The sequence below is a fragment of the Curtobacterium sp. AC268 genome (assembly GCF_979258745.1).
Genome location: NZ_OZ409878.1, coordinates 1,114,174 through 1,132,914 on the forward strand (window position 1 = coordinate 1,114,174; position 18,741 = coordinate 1,132,914).

General features: G+C 73.0%; 8 protein-coding genes and 1 other RNA gene. 1 reads left to right on the plus strand and 8 read right to left on the minus strand.

What is annotated here, in order from left to right; translation table 11 throughout:
• Positions 1-96: 96 nt before the first annotated feature.
• The 6 genes from ACZZ9K_RS05180 to ffs all read right to left on the minus strand — a co-directional run bounded on the left by ACZZ9K_RS05180 (position 97) and on the right by ffs (position 14,053).
• The gene (locus ACZZ9K_RS05180) at positions 97-1,149 is read right to left on the minus strand and encodes an aspartate-semialdehyde dehydrogenase (protein ID WP_071405015.1); all 1,053 of its coding nucleotides are present in this window, start codon (positions 1,147-1,149) and stop codon (positions 97-99) included.
• Between the two features lie 43 nt (positions 1,150-1,192).
• Complete coding sequence (locus ACZZ9K_RS05185) at positions 1,193-2,458, minus strand: aspartate kinase (protein WP_017888681.1); 1,266 nt, start codon at positions 2,456-2,458, stop codon at positions 1,193-1,195.
• 116 nt (positions 2,459-2,574) lie between these two features.
• The gene (gene recR / locus ACZZ9K_RS05190; RefSeq protein ID WP_017888680.1) at positions 2,575-3,174 is read right to left on the minus strand and encodes a recombination mediator RecR; all 600 of its coding nucleotides are present in this window, start codon (positions 3,172-3,174) and stop codon (positions 2,575-2,577) included.
• A complete protein-coding gene (locus ACZZ9K_RS05195) occupies positions 3,174-5,957 on the minus strand; it encodes a DNA polymerase III subunit gamma and tau (protein WP_463443486.1) in 2,784 nt (927 codons plus the stop codon). The genes recR and ACZZ9K_RS05195 overlap by 1 nt, the downstream gene beginning before the upstream one ends.
• Positions 5,958-6,121: 164 nt before the next feature.
• Positions 6,122-13,723, minus strand: coding sequence for a choice-of-anchor G family protein (locus ACZZ9K_RS05200; RefSeq protein WP_463443487.1), 7,602 nt, complete (start codon positions 13,721-13,723; stop codon positions 6,122-6,124).
• A 233-nt stretch (positions 13,724-13,956) separates the two neighbouring features.
• Positions 13,957-14,053, minus strand: an RNA gene (gene ffs, locus ACZZ9K_RS05205) — signal recognition particle sRNA small type.
• Positions 14,054-14,090: 37 nt separating this feature from the next.
• Here ffs and ACZZ9K_RS05210 point away from each other — a divergent pair.
• Entirely contained in the window at positions 14,091-14,765 is a 675-nt protein-coding gene (locus tag ACZZ9K_RS05210; RefSeq protein ID WP_463443488.1) for an SDR family oxidoreductase, read from the plus strand.
• Positions 14,766-15,307: 542 nt separating this feature from the next.
• Here ACZZ9K_RS05210 and ACZZ9K_RS05215 read toward each other — a convergent pair.
• Positions 15,308-16,504 (minus strand): acetate/propionate family kinase, encoded by a 1,197-nt coding sequence (locus tag ACZZ9K_RS05215; RefSeq protein WP_027466390.1) that lies wholly within the window; start codon positions 16,502-16,504, stop codon positions 15,308-15,310.
• A 49-nt stretch (positions 16,505-16,553) separates the two neighbouring features.
• Positions 16,554-18,662 carry a phosphate acetyltransferase gene (gene pta, locus ACZZ9K_RS05220; RefSeq protein WP_071405020.1) on the minus strand — a complete coding sequence of 703 codons (2,109 nt, stop codon included), beginning with the start codon at positions 18,660-18,662 and terminating at the stop codon, positions 16,554-16,556.
• Positions 18,663-18,741: the final 79 nt, after the last annotated feature.

Genomic DNA, 18,741 nt, shown 5'->3' on the forward strand with positions numbered 1-18,741 from the left:
CCGTCGATCCTACCGGCGGCATCCGACAGACGGACAGGAGGCCCGTGGCGGTGTCGCCACGGGCCTCCTGTCCGTCTGCTGGTCGCGCTCGGCGCGCTACGCGTCGACGGAGCGGCGCGCGACGATCGTCTCCGCGATCTGCACCGCGTTGAGCGCGGCGCCCTTCCGTAGGTTGTCGTTGCTGACGAACAGGACGAGGCCGCGACCCTCGGGCGCGGACTGGTCCGCGCGGATGCGGCCGACGAACGCCGGGTCCTGGCCGGCGGCCTGCAGCGGGGTCGGGACGTCGGAGAGCTCGACTCCGGGTGCGCTCGACAGGATCTCGGTCGCACGCTCGGGCGACAGCGGGCGCTCGAACTCGGCGTGCACCGAGATCGAGTGCCCGGTGAACACGGGGACGCGCACGCACGTGCCGGCGACGAGCAGGTCGGGCAGCTCGAGGATCTTCCGGCTCTCGTTCCGGAGCTTCTTCTCCTCGTCGGTCTCGCCCAGGCCGTCCTCGACGATGCTGCCGGCGAGCGGCACGACGTCGAAGGCGATCGGGCGGACGTACTTGACGGGCTCGGGGAACGTCACTGCGGATCCGTCGTGCGTCAGCGCAGCGGTGTCCTGCTCGAGTGCGGCCTTCGCCTGGCCCAGGAGTTCCTCGACCCCGGCGAGCCCGGAACCCGAGACCGCCTGGTAGGTCGTCGCGACCAGACGGCGGAGCCCGGACTCGGTGTCGAGGACCTTGAGCACCGGCATGATCGCCATGGTCGTGCAGTTCGGGTTCGCGATGATGCCCTTCGGCGCCTGGTCGATGGCGTGCGGGTTCACCTCGCTCACGACGAGCGGGACGTCGGGGTCCATGCGCCAGGCGCTCGAGTTGTCGACGACGAGCGCCCCGGCGGCGGCGAACTTCGGCGCGAGGGCCCGGGAGGCGGTGGCCCCGGCGGAGAACAGCGCGATGTCGATGCCGGACGGGTCGGCGAGCTCGGAGTCCTCGACCACGATCTGCTCGCCCCGGAACGGCAGCGTCGTGCCGGCGGAACGGGCGCTCGCGAAGAAGCGGACCCGGTCGGCCGGGAACGCGCGCTCTTCGAGCAGGCGACGCATCACGGCGCCGACCTGGCCGGTGGCGCCGACGACGGCGACGGTGAGGGTGCTCATGCGGTGCTCCTGGTGGTTCAGCGGATCGACGGTTCAGCGGGCGTCAGCGGCCGGTGCCGGCGTAGACGACGGCCTCGGCGTCGGCGTCGAGGCCGAACGCGCTGTGCACGACGCGCATCGCCTCGTTCAGGGTGTCGGCGCGGGTGACGACCGAGATGCGGATCTCGGAGGTGGAGATCATCTCGATGTTGATCGACGCGTCGTGCAGGGCGCGGAAGAGCTGCGCCGAGACACCGGCGTTCGTGCGCATCCCGGCGCCGACCAGGGCGAGCTTGCCGATCTGGTCGTCGTACTGGATGCTCTCGTAGCCGATGTCGGCCTTCGCGACCTCGAGCGCCGTCAGCACGGTCTGGCCCTGGTCCTTCGGCAGGGTGAACGAGATGTCCGTCCGCCCGGTCGACGCCGCCGACACGTTCTGGACGATCATGTCGATGTTCGCCCCGGCGCGCGCGACGTTGGTGAAGATCTCGGCGGCCTTGCCCGGCTGGTCCGGGACCCCCACGACGGTGATCTTGCCCTCGGAGAGGTCTCCGGCGATCCCGGTGATGATCGGTTCTTCCACGGTTTCCCCCTCGGCAGGGTTGTAGACGATGGTGCCCTCGTTGTTGTTGAACGAGGACCGAACGTGCAGGGTGACGCCGTGCCGCCGGGCGTACTCGACGGCGCGGATGTACAGGACCTTGGCACCCGAGGCTGCGAGCTCGAGCATCTCCTCGCTGGTGACGCGGTCGACCTTGCGGGCCTTCGGCACGACACGGGGGTCGGCGGTGAAGATGCCGTCGACGTCGGTGTAGATCTCGCAGACGTCGGCGTCGAGTGCTGCGGCGAGGGCGACGGCCGTGGTGTCCGAGCCGCCGCGGCCGAGCGTGGTGATCTCGCCCGTGGTGCGGTTGAAGCCCTGGAACCCGGCGACGATCGCGACGTGGCCGGAGTCGAGCGCCTCGCGCACGCGCTTCGGGGTGACGTCGACGATGCGGGCTTTGCCGTGCTGGGCGTCGGTGAGCATGCCCGCCTGGCTGCCGGTGTAGGAGGACGCTTCGACCCCGAGGCTCTTGATCGCCATCGCGAGCAGCGCCATCGAGATGCGCTCCCCCGCGGTCAGGAGCATGTCGAGCTCACGGCCGGCGGGGATCGGCGTGACGGAGTGCGCCAGGTCGACGAGTTCGTCGGTGGTGTCGCCCATCGCCGACACCGCCACGACCACGTCGTTGCCGGCCTTCTTCGTCTCGACGATCCGCTTCGCCACGCGCTTGATGCTCTCGGCGTCCGCGACGGATGAACCACCGAACTTCTGCACGATCAAGGCCACTGGCTGGTACTCCCGGAGACGGCGACACCGCGAGGTCACGCGGTCTCACAATGGTAGTCGGTGTTTCGGGGATGTTGCGTGCGAGCGGGCCCCGACGCAAGGATCCTGCGTGGGGGTCAGCCGCCGACGACGCGGCGCCCCTCGAAGGCACGACCGAGCGTGACCTCGTCGGCGTACTCCAGGTCGCCGCCGACCGGCAGCCCCGACGCGAGCCGCGTGGTGCGGATGCCCATCGGGACGAGCAGCCGGCTGAGGTAGGTCGCCGTCGCCTCACCCTCGAGGTTGGGGTCGGTCGCGATGATGACCTCGGCCACGGTGCCGTCGGCCAGGCGCGTCATGAGCTGCTGGATGCGGAGGTCGTCCGGTCCGATGCCGTCGATCGGGCTGATCGCCCCGCCGAGCACGTGGTACAGCCCACGGAACTCCCGGGTGCGCTCGATCGCGGCGACGTCCTTCGCTTCTTCCACGACGCAGATCGTGGCCGGCGAGCGGCGCGGGTCACGGCAGATGCTGCACTGGACGTTCTCGGTGACATTGCCGCAGATCTCGCAGAAGCGGACCCGCTCCTTGACGTCGGCCAGCAGTTCGGACAGACGACTCGGGTCGAACGACTCGGTCTGCAGGATGTGGAAGGCGATGCGCTGCGCAGACTTCGGTCCGATGCCGGGCAGGCGGCCGAACTCGTCGATGAGGTCCTGGACGATCCCGTCGTACATCAGGCACCGTCCTGGTGGAGAGCGGTCTCCTCGATGAACTGGGCGTTGAGGATCTCACGCACGACGGCCTCGCCGTACCGGCCGGCGACCGGGGCGCGGCGCGCGGGCGGTGCGGTGCGTGCGGGAGCGGCGGCGGGCTCGGCCGCGCGCTGCGGTGCGGCCTGCTGCGCCGGGGCTGCCGGCGCCGCGGCTGCGGGCGCTGCGCCGCGCCCGATCCCCGGGTCGGGGAACGGTGCGCCGTCGTCGTACGGTTCGTCGTCGAGCGGGTAGTCGTCGACCGGTACGCCCGGCGCGACGGGACCGCCGGGAGGCACGGCTGACGCTCCGGACGCCGCCTGCGGACCCGGGGCGGTCGGCTGTTCGGGCTGCCCGGCCGTGGCACCGGCCGGTCGCGCGGGTGCGGCCGACGGTGCCGACTCGGTCGGCTGGGGCGTGCTCGTCTCGGCGGGAGCGACCGGCGCGGACGCCGGCACGGTGCCGAAGGGTGCTGCCCAACTGGGCTCGACGGACTCCGGGACGGCGTCGGTGGTGGGGTCGCTGGCGGGGATGGTCGCGACCGCCCAGTCCGTCACCGGCGCACCGGAGGGAGCGGGGGTCGGCTCGGCCGGTGTCCGCTCGCGCTGCGGCGCGGGCGCGGTCGGCGCTGCCTTCGGCTCCGGCGCGGACTTCGGCGCCGGTGCGGACTTCGGAGCCGCCGCTGCCGTCGGCGCAGGGGCCGCCGTCGACTCGGGTGCTGCCGTCGCGGCCTTCGGCTCCGTGGCAGGGGTGGCCGTCGGTGTGGGGGCGGCAGCGGACGCCGGCGCCGGGGCTTCCGGTGCTGTGGGCTCCGGAGCCGGGGCCGGGGTCGGGGCAGCGGCGGCGGGCACCTGCGTGGGGGGAGCCGGACGCTGGGCCGGCGCGGCCTGCTGCGCCGGAGCCGGCTGCTGCTGCTGCTGCTGGGGACGCTGCTGCTGTCCGGGCCCGCGGGCGACGAACTTCACGCGCAGACCGAGGACGTCCACGATGGCGGCACGGAGCAGTTCGCTGACGCTCGCCGAGGGGTCGGACATCTCCTTGAACGAGGCGACGTCCTGCTGGCTCGGGAACGTCAGCGTCAGCACGTCGTCTCGGAGCGCGGTGACCTGCGCCGTGACGACCACCGACCACGCCGAACGCTTGGCGTGCTGCACGTGCTCGACGATCTGCGGCCAGGAGTCGCGCATCTGCTGGAACCCGACGGCACCGACGGTCCGGACGGCGGGCTCGTCACCGATCGTCGTGCCCTGACCGGTGGACGACGGACTGACCGGCTCAGCAGCGGGCGTCGAAGGCTCGGGCTTCGAGGGCTCGGACTTCGCGGGCTCCGTCGACGTCTGCGCGGGCGCTCCAGGAGCGCTCGGAGCGACCGCTGCCCACGACGCTGCGGCGTCACGAGCCACGGCTCCGGAGTCGGCCTGCGGCGCGACGGGCTGCTCGACGGGACGCTCGGGCGTCGTGCGAGCCGCTGCCGGAGCGGGCGTCGGGGCAAGCGAGGGAGCAGGCGCTGCAGGAGCCGCGGCTGCCGGCTGCTCACGACGCGGTGCAGCGGCGACGGCGGGAGCGGACTGGTCGCCGGCCCCGGCCTGGTGTCCACCGGCGTCGCCGACCCCGACACGACGCTCCAGCCGCTCCACCCGGGCGAGGGCTCCGCGCTGGGTGTCGTCGGCCTCGGGCACGAGCATCCGGGCCGTCATGAGTTCGAGGTGCAACCGGGGCGAGGTCGCGCCGGTCATCTCGGTGAGGGCCCGGTTCGCGATGTCGGCGGAACGGGAGAGCCCGGTCGCGCCGAAGACCCCGGCCTGGCGGCTCATGGTGTCGAGCTCTTCCGGCGAGACCCCGCGCAGGACCGCGGCGGCGCTCTCGTTCGTCGCCGCGACGACGATCAGGTCGCGCAGGCGCTCGAGCAGGTCCTCGACGAAGCGGCGGGGGTCCTGGCCGGTCTGCACGACACGGTCGATCGCGGCGAACGCGGACGCCGGGTCGGCGACGGCCAGGGCGTCGACGACGTCGTCGAGCAGGGCGGCGTCGGTGTAGCCGAGCAGGGCCACGGCACGCTCGTAGGCGATCGCACCGTCTTCGCTGCCGGCCATCAGCTGGTCGAGCAGCGACAGGGTGTCACGGACGGATCCGCCGCCGGCACGCACCACCAGGGGCAGGACGCCGGGGGCCACCGACACGGACTCCTGCGTGCAGAGCTGCTCGATGTACTCGAGCATGACCGCGGGCGGGACGAGCCGGAACGGGTAGTGGTGGGTGCGCGACCGGATGGTGCCGATGACCTTCTCGGGCTCGGTCGTCGCGAAGATGAACTTGACGTGCTCCGGGGGTTCCTCGACGAGCTTGAGCAGCGCGTTGAAGCCCTGCGGCGTCACCATGTGCGCTTCGTCGAGGATGAAGATCTTGTAGCGGTCGCGAGCCGGGGCGAACACGGCACGGTCGCGCAGGTCACGGGCGTCGTCGACACCGTTGTGGCTCGCGGCGTCGATCTCGATGACGTCGAGCGAACCGCTGCCGTCGCGGGCGAGTTCCACGCAGCTCGGGCAGACACCGCAGGGGGTGTCGGTCGGGCCCTCGGCGCAGTTCAGGCAGCGCGCGAGGATGCGGGCCGACGTCGTCTTGCCGCAGCCACGCGGGCCGCTGAACAGGTAGGCGTGGTTGACGCGGTTCGTGCGGAGCGCCGTGCGGAGCGGGTCGGTGACCTGCGACTGCCCGATCAGCTCGGCGAAGTTCTCGGGCCGGTAACGGCGATACAGGGCGGTGACCACGCGACAAGGGTAGCCGTCACGACCGACAACCCGCGTGCCCGTCCACAGGTCGTCCCGCCGGGCCGGACCACCCACCGGCGGTGGGCCGAGCGCCCGGACGGCACCGCGCCTCCCGTCCGTCTGGTCGACGGGCGGGAGGCGCGGTGTGTGACGCTGGTGCGGACTCAGCCGCGGGTGCGGCGACGGAACCCGCGGGCGAGGCGGGAGAGCCCCAGCAGCAGGAACCCGAGGACCACCAGGCCCGCCGCGGTGCCGGCGATCGGGACGACGTCCGCGCCGGTCCAGGCGAGGTCACCGGTGCCGTTGCCGGAGCCACCGATCCCGGTGCCGGAGCCGTTCCCGGAGCCACCGCCGATGCCGTTGCCGGTCCCGATGCCGCTCCCGGAGCCCCCGCCGGTCCCCGGCGTGCCGGGCAGTCCGGGCGTACCGGGCGTTCCGGGCGTACCGGGCGTCCCCGGGGTCCCGGGCGTGCCCGGCTCCTCCGGGTCGACGGCGTCGTCCATCACCATGACGCGGAGCATCTGCGCCTGCGACGTGAACCCGCCGATCGACTGGGTGACCCGCAGCATGTGGCCGCCGACGGGCAGCCCCACCATGACCCACCACGTGCCGTCCTCGTCAGCCGTCGTCGCGACCGCGTCGCGGCCCATCGGCTGCACGGTGACGGTCGCGCCGGGCTCGGCGGTACCCGTGACCATCAGGTCGTGGTCGCCGTCCTCGTCCGCCGTGTACTGCGAACCCGGTGTCGGCGAGGTGACCGCGAGCGGCTCCAGGGTGTCGACCACGATCGGCACCCGGGGCGCCGCCGAGGTCGTGCCGTTCACCGACTGCGTGGCGCCGATCGTCCACTCCCCCTCGGGGACGCGCTCGAACACGACGCTCCACGCGCCCTCGTCGTCCGCGGTGGTGGTGCGGACCTGCCCGGTGGACAGGGTCACCGTCACCGCGGCGCCGGGGGTGGCCTGACCGGTCACCGTGAACGAGCCGGTGTCACCGAACCCGTCCGCCGTGATCAGCTGCCCGGGGTCGGGGCTCGTGATGACGATGCCCGTCTCCTGCGCGGCCACGACCGTGACGTCGGCGGTCACCGGGTTGGAGGTCCGACCGCCGACCGTCTGCGTCACCGACACCGTGTGCTCCCCGACGGGGACCCCACCGATCGTGACCGTCCACGAGCCGTCGTCGCCGGCGGTCGTCGAGGCGGTCCGGCCGTCGACGTCGACCCTGACGGTCGCTCCCGGCTCGGCGGTGCCGCTCACCGGGACCGACCTCGTCGACCCCGAGGTCGGGAACGCCTGGCCGTCGGTCGGGCTCGAGATGACGACCGGCGTCGCGGCCGTCACGGTGAAGCCGACCCGCGGGGCGTCGGTGGTGGCACCGTCGACCGTCTGGCTGGCGGCGATGGTGTGGGACCCCTCGGCGACGTCCGGCACCGTCACGGACCATGCACCGTCGTCGTCCGCGGTCGTGGTGACCGCGGTGCCGTCGTCGAGGCGGACCGAGACCGCGGCGTTCGGTGCGGAGGTACCGGTCACGCGCACGTCGGTCGAGCCGCCGAGCACCCGGTGGTCGGCGCCGTCGGCCGGGCTGGTCACGACGATCGCGTCCGCGGCGGCGACCACGACGGTCACGTCACGCTCGATCGCATCGGACGTCGTGCCGTTCACGACCTGGTTGACCACGAGCGTGTGCTCGCCCGCCGGCACGTCGACCAGCGTGGTCTCCCACCGTCCGTCGGTGCCGACACGGACCACGACCGGGTCGGCGTCGTCGAGGACGACGCGGACCGTCGCGCCGGGCTGGCCCTCGCCGCCGACCGGGACGGTCGCGGTGGGGTCGGTGCTCGGCACGGTGAACGTGGTGTCGTCAGCCGGGGCGGTGACCGTCAGCGCCGCACCGGGTGCGACGGTGAAGGTGCTGCGCACCGCTGCGGACGTCGAGCCGTCGACCGTCTGGGTCGCACGGATCGTGTGCTCACCGACGGCGGTGTCCGGCAGGTCGACGCTCCAGGTGCCAGCGTCGGTCGCGGTCACGGTCCGGGCGTTGCCGCCGTCGATCGTGACACGGACCTCGGCACCGGGCTCAGCGGCCCCCGCGGCGGTGAGGGTCGCGAGCGAGTCGCGCTGGGCGACCCGGATCGTGGTGCCATCCGCCGGGGTGGCGATCGTGATCGGGTCGGCGACGAGGACGCGGACGTCCACCGTCACCGGCGCGGACTCGGTGCCGTCGATGCGCTGCGTGACGCTGACGGTCGTGGTGCCGGCCGGCACACCGGGGACGGAGACGCTCCAGGCGCCGTCGTCGTCCGCGGTGGTCGACTCGGTGCGACCGTCGCCCAGGTCGACCACGATGGTCGCGCCCGGCTCGGCGGTGCCGGCGACGTCGACCGTCGTCGTGCCGTCCCCGTCGGCGACCGTGTACTCCTGGTCGGCCGTCGGCTCGGTGATGACGACGGGCGCGCCCGCCTCGATCTCGAACGTCGTCCCGACCGGGGTGGTCGAGGTCGAGCCGTCCACGGTCTGCGTCACCGCGACGGTGTGTTCGCCGACACCGAGGTCCGGCACGTCGACGCTCCACGAGCCGTCGTCGCCGGCGGTGACCTCGACGGGGTCGCGGTCGTCGACGGTGACCGTCACCGTGGCGCCGGGCTGGGCGTCACCCGCGACCGTCACGGTCGTCGTCGCGTCGCCGTCGGCCACCGTGATCGGGTCGTCGCCGGGCTCACGGATGACCAGGTCGGCAGCGGCGACCACCGACACCGGTCGTTCGACCGCAGCGCTCGTGGTGCCGTTCACGGCCTGCGTGACCGAGGCCGTGAACGAGCCGGTCGGCACGTCCTCGACCGTGGTCGCCCAGCGGCCGTCCTCGTCCACGGTCGCCGTCGCGGTCCCGCCGTCGCCGAGGTCGACCGTGACGGTCGCGCCCGGTTCACCGGTACCCGCGAAGTCGACCCCGGTGGTGGCGTCGTCGTCCGCCACCGTGACGGTGGTGGCACCCCGCGGCGTGGACACGACGAGCGGGGCTCCGGCACGGACCGACACCGCCGCCGTCACCGGCGCCGAGGTCTGCCCGCCGACGACCTGCGTCGCGGTGACGCGGTGGTCACCGACCGGGACGTCCTGGAAGGTGGTCTCCCACCGGCCGTCCTCGTCCGCCGTCACCGTCTCGGTCTCGCCGGTCGAGATCCGGACCGTCACCTCGGCGTCGGGCTGCGCCCGACCGGTCACCTCGACGTCGGCGGTGCCGGACGTGTCGGCGACCGTCAGGACGTCGCCGTCCTCCGGGGTCACGATGGTGAGCGCGGTCCCGGCCCGCACCGTGACGGTCTGGTCCGGACCGGAGGCGGTGGTCCCGCCGACCGTCTGGCTGGCGGTGAGCGTCGGGGTGCCGACACCGACCCCACCGAACGTGACCGTCCAGTCGCCGTCCGCGTCCGCGGTGGTGGTCGCCTCGTCGTCGCCGAGTCGCACCGTCACCGGCGCGCCCGGCTCCGCCGAACCCGTGACCACGACGTCGCGCGTCGCGTCGGCGTCCGGCACGAGCAGGACCGCGTCGGTCGCCGGTGCGGTGATCGTGACGGCTTCGGCGGCCTCGATCGTGATCGTGCGCTCGACCGGGTCGGAGGTGCGCGGGTCGGAGACGCTGCCTGCCAGGGTCTGGGTGACCGTGACCTGGTGCACGTCGACGCCGAGGTCGGGGAACGTGACCGACCACGTGCCGTCGGCACCGACCGTCGTCTCCTGGTCCTCGGAGCCGGCGAGGGTCGCCGTGACCGCGGCGCCGGGCTGGCCGGTGCCGGTGACCGTGACGTCGCGCTCGACGTCGGGGCCTGCGACCGAGATCGGGTCCGTGTCCGGACCGGTGATCGTCAGCGCGTTGGCCGTGACGACCTCGAAGGTGATCGGGACGGCGCTCGTCACGACGTCCTCGACCTCCTGGCTGGCCGACGCCGTGTACAGGCCGGTCGGGGCGAGACCGGTCGCGTCGACCGCCCACCGCCCGTCGTCGTCGGCCGTGGTGGTGAACCGGGTGCCGGGTCCGACCGAGACGGTCACCGCGGCACCGGGCTCGGCCGTGCCGGTGATCCGGACGGTCGCGGTGGCATCGGCGTCGACCGCGACGAAGCGTGCGCCGCTCGCCGGGGTGTCGATGACGATGGCGTTGCCGGGGACCACGGTGAAGTCACGCGTGACCACCGGGCCGTCGGTGCCGTTCACGGTCTGCACGGCCTCGACGGTGTGCTCGCCGATGCCGAGCTGCGTGGTCGGGAGCTCCCAGTTGCCGGCCGTGTCCGTGACGACCTCGACGGGGTCGCCGTCGTCGATCGTGACGGCGACGGTCGCGCCGGGCTCCGCGGTGCCGCGGACGACCACGTTGGCCTGGCCGCCGGTGCCGGCGGGCACCTGCTGGGCGTCACCCGGTGCCACGATGACGAGCTCGTCGCCGGCCTCGACCGCGAAGTCACGGTCCACCGGTGCCGAGGTCGCACCGTCGACGGTCTGGGTGACCGTCGCGGTGTGGTCGCCGGTGCCGGCGTCGGTGAGGACCACCGACCAGGCGCCCTGCGGGTTCGCCGTCGTGGACACCGCGTCGCCGTCGTCCAGGACGACCTCGATGCGAGCGCCGGGCTGCGCGGTGCCCCGCACGGTGACGTCGACGACCGAGTCGTCGGTCGCGACCGTGACGGTGGCGTCCTGCGCCGGAGCGGTGACGGCGAGCGGGGCGCCCGCCTGCACCGTGACGACCTGGCGGACGGCCGGCGAGGTGGTCCCGCCGACGGTCTGCGTCGCCGAGATCGTGTACCGACCGACCGGGACGTCGGTGACGGTCAGCGTCCAGGTGCCGTCGTCGTCGGCCGTCGTGGTCGCGGTCAGCCCGTCGCCGAGCGAGACCCGCACCTCGGCACCGGCCTCGGCCGTGCCGGCCAGGTCGAGGTCGGTGGTGGTGTCCGCGTCGAGGACGGTGACGACGTCGCCGTCGTCGGGCGAGGTGATCGCGAGCGGGTCACCCGCCTCGATGGTGAAGGTCGTCTCGACCGGGCCGGACGTGGTGCCGTCGACGGTCTGCCGCGCCGTGACGGTGCGCTCCCCGACCGGGACGCCAGCGAAGATCGTCGTCCAGGCGCCGTCCTCGTCCGCGGTGACCGCGGCGGTGAAGGATCCACCGATGCCGACGGTGACCCGGGCGTTCGGGGCCGCCGAGCCGGACACCGTCACCGGGGTGGTCGAGCTCTCGTCGGCGACGGTGATGGTGCTGCCGTCGGCCGGCTCGTCGATGGTGAGCGCGGGGGCCGCCGTCACGGTGAAGTCCCGGGTGACCGGGGCACTCGTCGTACCGCCGACGGTCTGGGTGACCTCGGCCGAGTACTCCCCGGCCGGGACGTCCGTGACGCTCGTCGACCAGGTGCCGTCGGCGTTCGCGCGGGTGGTGGCGGTCAGGCCGTCACCGAGGTCGACGTCCACGCGGGCACCGGCCTGGGCACTGCCGGAGAACGGGACGGACCGGGTGTCGCCGGCGAGCGGGAAGTCCTGGTCCGCCGTGGGGGTGTCGACGGTCAGGCCGGCCGCGGCCACGACCCGGAAGGACCGGGTCACGGGTGCCGAGGTCGTGTCGCCGACGGTCTGCGTGACGCTCGCCGTCTGCTCGCCCACCGGGACCTCGGGGACGGTGACGCTCCAGGCGCCGGCGTCGTCCGCCGTGCCCGTCGCGGTCACGCCGCCGCCCAGGTCGACGCTGATGCGCGCGTTCGCCGTCGCGGTGCCCGTCAGGGTGACCGGGGCGGTCTCCCCCGTCGTCGTGAAGGTCTGACCGGCCGTGGGGGTGGTGATCGTCAGGGCGCGCTGGGCCACGACGGAGAAGTCCTGCGTCGCGGTGCCGGCCGCGGTGCCGCCGACCGTCTGGGTCGCGGTCGCGGTGTACGAACCGGTGGGGACGTCGGCGATGGTCGTCGTCCAGGTCCCGTCGGCAGCGACGGTCGCAGTGCCGGTCCGGTCCCCGCCGAGGCTGACGGCCACGGCGGCACCGGGCTCCCCGGCCCCGCTCACGACGACGCTGCGGGTCGAGGTCGCCGACGGCACGGTGAACTGCTGTCCGGCCGTGGGCGCCGTGATGGTCGGGGCCGCGAACGCCGTGGCGCGCACGGTCGAGGTGGCGAGGTCCACGGTGGCGACGTTCGCCCCGGGGAGCACGGAGAGCCGCAGGGCGTGCACGCTCCGCGATCCGGTGTCGTACCCGCGGGGGTCGCGGAAACCGGTGGTGTCCTGCGCGTTCACGGTGAGGTCGACGACCTGACGGAGCAGCAGCACGACGGGGCTCAGCAGGGTGGAGACGGCCGAGGTCGTCGCCGTGAGCGTCGTGCCGAGGTTCGTCAGGGCCGTGCCCGTCACCAGGGGACGCACGATGGTCTGCAGTGCCGGGATGACGACGGCGTTGACCGCCGGGGCGAGCAGGGTGCCGAGCACGTTCAGCCCGAGGGGGCCACCGGTCGCGGTCACCGTCGCGCTGGCGGGCGACGTGCCGGCGAGGGCGCCGAGCGTGGTGTCCGCGCGGAGGGCCAGTGCGGTGAGCGGGATGCCCGCGAGGTTGACGTTCGCGGTGACGTTCACCCGCACGGCGGTCGAGTTGATCGTGTTGACGACCGCGGTCTGCAGCGCCGTCGGCAGCTGCGTGCCGAGGATCGTCGTGATGCTCCGGTTGATCGAGCTCACGGCCGCTTCGGTCAGCACCGACGTGTTCGCCGGCTGACCGTTCAGCGTGGTGAGCCGGTCGAGGTCGACCGTGATCGCGCCGGTCGACGGGGTGATCGTCACCGCACCGTCCGTGAGCGGCTGCTGCAGCACACGGGTCAGGGTGTCGTCGAGGTTCAGGTCGACGGTCGCGGTGACCGTCGTGCCGTTGACGTTCACGAGTCCGAGGCTCGTCGTGCGGAGGAGCCGCTGCAGCTCGCTCGTCAGCGCCGTGGTCGTGCCGGACAGCGCCCCGTCGGCACCGACCGCGGAGTTCACCGTGCCCGAGAAGGTGCGCAGGTCGTTCCGGAGCGCCGTGCTGAGTCCGGCGACCGCCGGGCTCGTCAGGTTGAGGTCCGCGCCGGCGATCCGGTAGTCCGTCGTCGTCCCGACCGTGGTGCCGCGCGTCGCCTGGATCCGGGACGCCAGGGCCCCGATCCGCAGCTGCGCGTTCGACAGCACCGTGGTGTCGGCGCCGACGCGCGAGAACAGCGGGTTGAGGTTGACCGTCGCAGCGCCGGTGCCGGACCCGGTGCCGACCCCGATGCCGCCGTCGTTCGTCAGGAGTCCCGACGACGCGGTCGCGCCCGTGGCCGAGGTCGTGGCGTACTGACCGTCGACGCCGAGGGTCAGGATGCCGTTCGGGCCGAGCAGGTCGACGTCGTTGCCGAGGTCCACCCCGACCGTGTTGAGCGCTGTCAGGTTGAGCGGCTGGTTCGTGGTGCCGCCGCCGGAGCTCGCGCCCCGCACGGAGTACGCGCCGCCGAGCTGGGCGACCGCGTCGGCGTCCACGATGCCGGAGCCGCTGAGCAGCAGCCCCTCGGCCTCGGTGACGTCGGTCTGGGCGGCCGCAGCGGGTTGGATCGCCACGGTGGCGGCGATGAGCGCCGTCACCGTGGCGATGACGCCGCCGCGCAGGAGGAGCCGCCGACCGTCCGTCGCTCGTCCTCGAGCTCGGCCGTCGGCGCGGGTGATCCGTCGTGTCCGTTCGTCCGCTGCGGAGGGTACGGGGGTACCGGGCAGCGACGCGTGCCTGCGCATGCGTGTCTCTTTTCCTGGCGGGCGCGCCCGCCACCTGATCCTCGGAATCCACCGCTGGTGAGGCGGCGGAGGCTCCTCCGCTGGTGAGGCGGTGGAGGGTCGGAACCCTGGTTGGGGATTCCTGAGGCAGATCTTTACACATGATCAGGAAGCTGTCCGCAAGCATCGACGAAAAAGGACGCGAGACCTCCCGAACGGGGGGGCGACACCGGGGAGCTGACTCGACCCGGAACGAAGAAGACTCCTCACGCACCCGCCAGAGCCTGGTTACCCTTGCTGCGTTTCCGCCCTGGGGGAGTTGGCCTGGATGGCGTCACGTGAGGAGCCGCCGAGAAGTCTACCGGACGCGACGGGCAGACTCGAACACATGAAGATCGCCATCGCCGGAGGACACGGCCAGATCGCCCTGCTCCTCGCCCGCCAGATCACCGACGCCGGCCACGACGCCGTCGCGATCGTCCGCAATCCCGCGCACGTGGCCGACGTCGAGCAACAGGGGGCGCGTGCGATCGTCGCCGACCTGGAGCAGCTCGGCGACGACGACCTCGCGCTCCGCCTGCGCGGTGTGGACGCCGTGGTGTTCGCCGCCGGCGCCGGGCCGAACAGCGGCGCCGAGCGGAAGCTCACCGTCGATCGTGACGGTGCGATCCTGCTCGCCGACGCCGCCGAGCGTGCCGGCATCGAGCGCTACGTGATGATCTCCGCGATGGCGGCCGACACCTACGACCCTGAGCTCGCCGTCGTGCCCGCGCAGGACGACGCCGCGGTGTTCCAGGTCTACCTGCGGGCGAAGGCCGAGGCGGACGCGAACCTGCGGGCCCGACACCTCCGCTGGACGATCGTGCGTCCCGGCGGTCTGCTCGACACGCCGCCGCAGGGCACGGTCCACGTCGGCCGGACGGTGCCGCGCGGCTCGATCCCCCGCGCGGACGTCGCGACCGTCGTCCTGCACGCCCTGCTCGACGACGCCGCGGTGGGCGTGCAGTTCGAGGTCACCAGCGGCGACACCCCGATCCCGGCGGCGCTGGGCGCCCTCACCTGAACGGTCCGCGAACGCCGCACCGTGCGCGCTTCGTCGCCCCGTGCGGTCTCCTCGCCGAAGGTGCCGGGCCGCGCACCGTGCGCACCTGCTCACCCCGTGCGGACTTCCGCGCCCCGTGCCACGCTGCAAGCGCGCACCCGACAAGCAGCCCCGCACCCACCGACGAACACCGCACCGTGCGGTGGACGTACCCCACAGACGGACGGGAGGCACGGAGCCAGCCCGCCCCGCGCCTCCCGTCCGCACCGTGCGCACCTGCTCACCCCGTGCGGACTTCCGCGCCCCGTGCCACGCTGCAAGCGCGCACCCAGCAGGCAGCCCCGCACCCACCGACGAACACCGCACCGTGCGGTGGACGTGACCCGCGGACGGACGGGAGGCACGGAGCCAGCCCGCCCCGCGCCTCCCATCCGCACCGTGCGCACCTGCTCACCCCGTGCGGACTTCCGCGCCCCGTGCCACGCCACAAGCGCGCACCCGACAAGCAGCCCCGCACCCACCGACGAACACCGCACCGTGCCGCCGCGACGCGGCGGCACCCGTCAGAGCGCGACCGCAGCCGACTGCCGAGCGATCTCGAGCTCCTCGTTCGTCGGGATCACGAGCACCGCGACCCGTGAGCCGTCGGTGGAGATGCGGCGGGCGTCGCGCGACGCCAGCTCGTTGCGGTCCGGGTCGATCTCGATGCCCAGGTGCTCGAGCCCCGCGAGCACGCGCCGCCGCAGCAGGGCGTTGTTCTCGCCGACCCCCGCGGTGAACACGACCGCGTCGAGCCCGCCGAGCTGTGCCGTGTAGGCGCCCACGTAGCGCCGGATGCGGTGGCGGTACACGGCGAGCGCCGCCTCCGCCTGCTCGTCGCCCTTGGTGGCGGCGTCCTGCACGTCCCGCATGTCGCCGTTGCCGGTCAGGCCGAGCAGACCGGACCGCTTGTTGAGCATGGTGTCGAGCTCGTCGAAGGTCATCCCGGCCTCGCGGTGCAGGTGGATGAGCACCGCGGGGTCGAGGTCGCCGGAGCGGGTGCCCATGACGAGCCCCTCGAGCGGGGTCAGTCCCATCGAGGTCTCGATGGACTTCCCGCCGTCGATCGCCGCGACCGAGGCGCCGTTGCCCAGGTGCAGCACGATCGTCTTGAGCTCGGCGAGTGGCCGGTCGAGGAACTCCGCGGCCTGCTCGGAGACGTACTTGTGGCTGGTGCCGTGCATACCGTAGCGGCGGATCCCGTACTCGGCGGCCAGGTCAGCGGGGATCGCGTACGTGTACGCGTGCGGCGGCATCGTCTGGTGGAACGCGGTGTCGAACACGGCGACGTGCGGGACGTCCGAGAAGACCTGCTTCGCGGCGCGGATCCCCTCGAGGTTCGCGGGGTTGTGCAGCGGCGCGAGGCTGTTGAGGTCCTCGATCTGCTGCTCGACCTGGTCCGTGACGACCGTCGCGCGGTCGAAGGTGGTGCCGCCGTGCACGACACGGTGGCCGACGACGGCGGGCGGGTGCTCGTCGAACGACGGGCCCACCTTCGCGAACGCGTCGATCATCGCCTGGAACCCGGCCGCGTGGTCGGGCACCGACGCGGCGTCGTTCGACGACGACTCCCCCGTCAGCGCGTTGGTGTGCTTCCAGGCCCCGGCGGACTCGCCGATGCGCTCGACGAGCCCCGAGGCGAGCGTGCGCTCGTCCTCGAGTTCGATGAGCTGGTACTTGAACGAACTCGAGCCGGAGTTGACGACGAGGGCTGCGGTCACGGGGTGGTCACTTTCTGTCGGGCCTGGAGGCGCGGTGCGGGTCGGGCGGTCAGGCCGCGTCGGTCGCGGTGCCGGCCTGGATCGCGGTGATCGCGACGGTGTTCACGATGTCGCCCACCAGGGCGCCGCGCGACAGGTCGTTGATCGGCTTGCGCAGGCCCTGCAGGACCGGGCCGATCGCCACGGCGCCGGCCGAACGCTGCACGGCCTTGTACGTGTTGTTGCCGGTGTTGAGGTCCGGGAAGATGAACACCGTCGCACGGCCGGCGACCGGGGAGTCCGGCATCTTCGTCGACGCGACGGTGGGGTCGGCTGCGGCGTCGTACTGGATCGGGCCCTCGACGAGCAGGTCGGGCCGCCGTTCCCGCACGAACGCGGTGCCGGCGCGCACCTTGTCGACGTCGGCGCCGGAGCCGCTGTCGCCGGTGGAGTAGCTGAGCATCGCGACGCGGGGGTCGATGCCGAACTGGGTCGCGGTCTCGGCGGACGAGATCGCGATGTCGGCGAGCTGCTCGCTGGTCGGGTCCGGGATCACCGCGCAGTCGCCGTACACGAGCACGCGGTCGGCGAGGGCCATCAGGAACACACTCGACACGATCGAGGTGTCCGGACGCGTCTTGATGATCTCGAACGACGGCCGGATGGTGTGCGCGGTGGTGTGCTTCGCGCCGGAGACCATTCCGTCGGCGAGCCCGAGCTGCACCATCATCGTGCCGAAGTACGAGACGTCGGTGACGGTGTCGCGGGCGAGCTCGATCGACATCCCCTTGTGGGCACGGAGCCGGGTGTACTCCTCGGCGAAGCGCTCACGCAGCTCGGGGTCGAACGGCGAGACGAGCTGCGCGGCCTCGAGGTCGAGGCCGAGCTCGGTCGCCCGCGTGCGGATGGCGGCGGGGTCGCCGAGGATCGTCAGCTCGCAGACCTGGCGCTGCAGCAGGGTGGAGGCGGCGCGGAGGATGCGGTCATCCTCGCCCTCGGGCAGGACGATGCGCTTGCCGTAGCTGCGCGCCCGGTCGAGCAGGCCGTGCTCGAACATGAGCGGGGTGACGACCCCGGACGGGGCGAGCTGCAGGCGGTCGCGCAGGGCCTCGGCGTCGACGTGCTGCTCGAACAGGGCCAGCGCGAGGTCGGCCTTCCGGGGCGAGTCGGCTGCCAGGCGCCCCCGGGTCTGGGTGATCCGGAGGGCGGTGTCGTAGGTGCCGAGGTCGTTCTGCGCGATCGGCAGCGAGCTCGACAGGCCCTCGAGCAGCCGGGACACCTGCGGGGCGATCTCGAACCCGCCGTTCAGGATGACGCCGGCCAGGCTCGGGAACGTCTCGGACTGGTTGGCGAGCAGCGTGGCGATGAGGACGTCGCTCCGGTCACCGGGGACGACGACGATGCCGCCCTCGATCAGCCGGGGCAGCACGTTCTCCATGCTCATGCCCGCGACGACGGTGCCGAGGGCCTCACGGTCGAGCAGGGCGTCGTCACCGCGGACCAGGGTGGCGCCGGTGGCCTGCAGCAGGGCGCGGACCGTCGGGGCGACGAGCACGCGGTCCTCGGGGATCGCCCACACCGGGACGTCGGGGTGGTCGTCGTGCACGGCCTGCTCGACGCTCGTCACGATGGCGGCGAGGGCGTCCGGGTCGGCACGGTTCACCACGACGCCGAACAGCTGCGCGTGTGCCGCCCGCAGCTCGCTCGTCGTGACGTCCGCCACCTGCGCCATGCCCTCGGGGGTGCGGGCCGCTCGTTCGGCGGCGTCGCGGCCACCGAGCACGAGGAGCACCGGAGCGCCGAGGTTCGCGGCGACCTTCGCGTTGAAGGAGAGCTCGGTGGGGCTGCCCACGTCGGTGTAGTCGGACCCGAGCACCACGACGGCGTCGCACTGCCGCTCGACCTGGGCGAACCGGGTGACGATGGTGCCGAGCGCCGCCTCGGGGTCGGCGTGCACGTCGTCGTAGGTGACCCCGACGGCGTCGTCGTACGAGATGCCGACGGCCGTGTGCTGCAGCAGCAGCTCGAGCACGTAGTCGGGTTCGACGACCGAGCGGGCGACGGGCCGGAACACGCCGACGCGGCCGACGGACCGGGCGAGGGTCTCGAGGACACCGAGGGCGACGGTGCTCTTGCCCGTGTGCCCTTCTGCTGACGTGATGTAGATGCGGGTCGACACGAGGCCCAGGGTAGTCGCCGCACATGTCACGACATCTGGGAGCACCGTCGCCGACGACACGCGGTCGTGAGCACCTCGG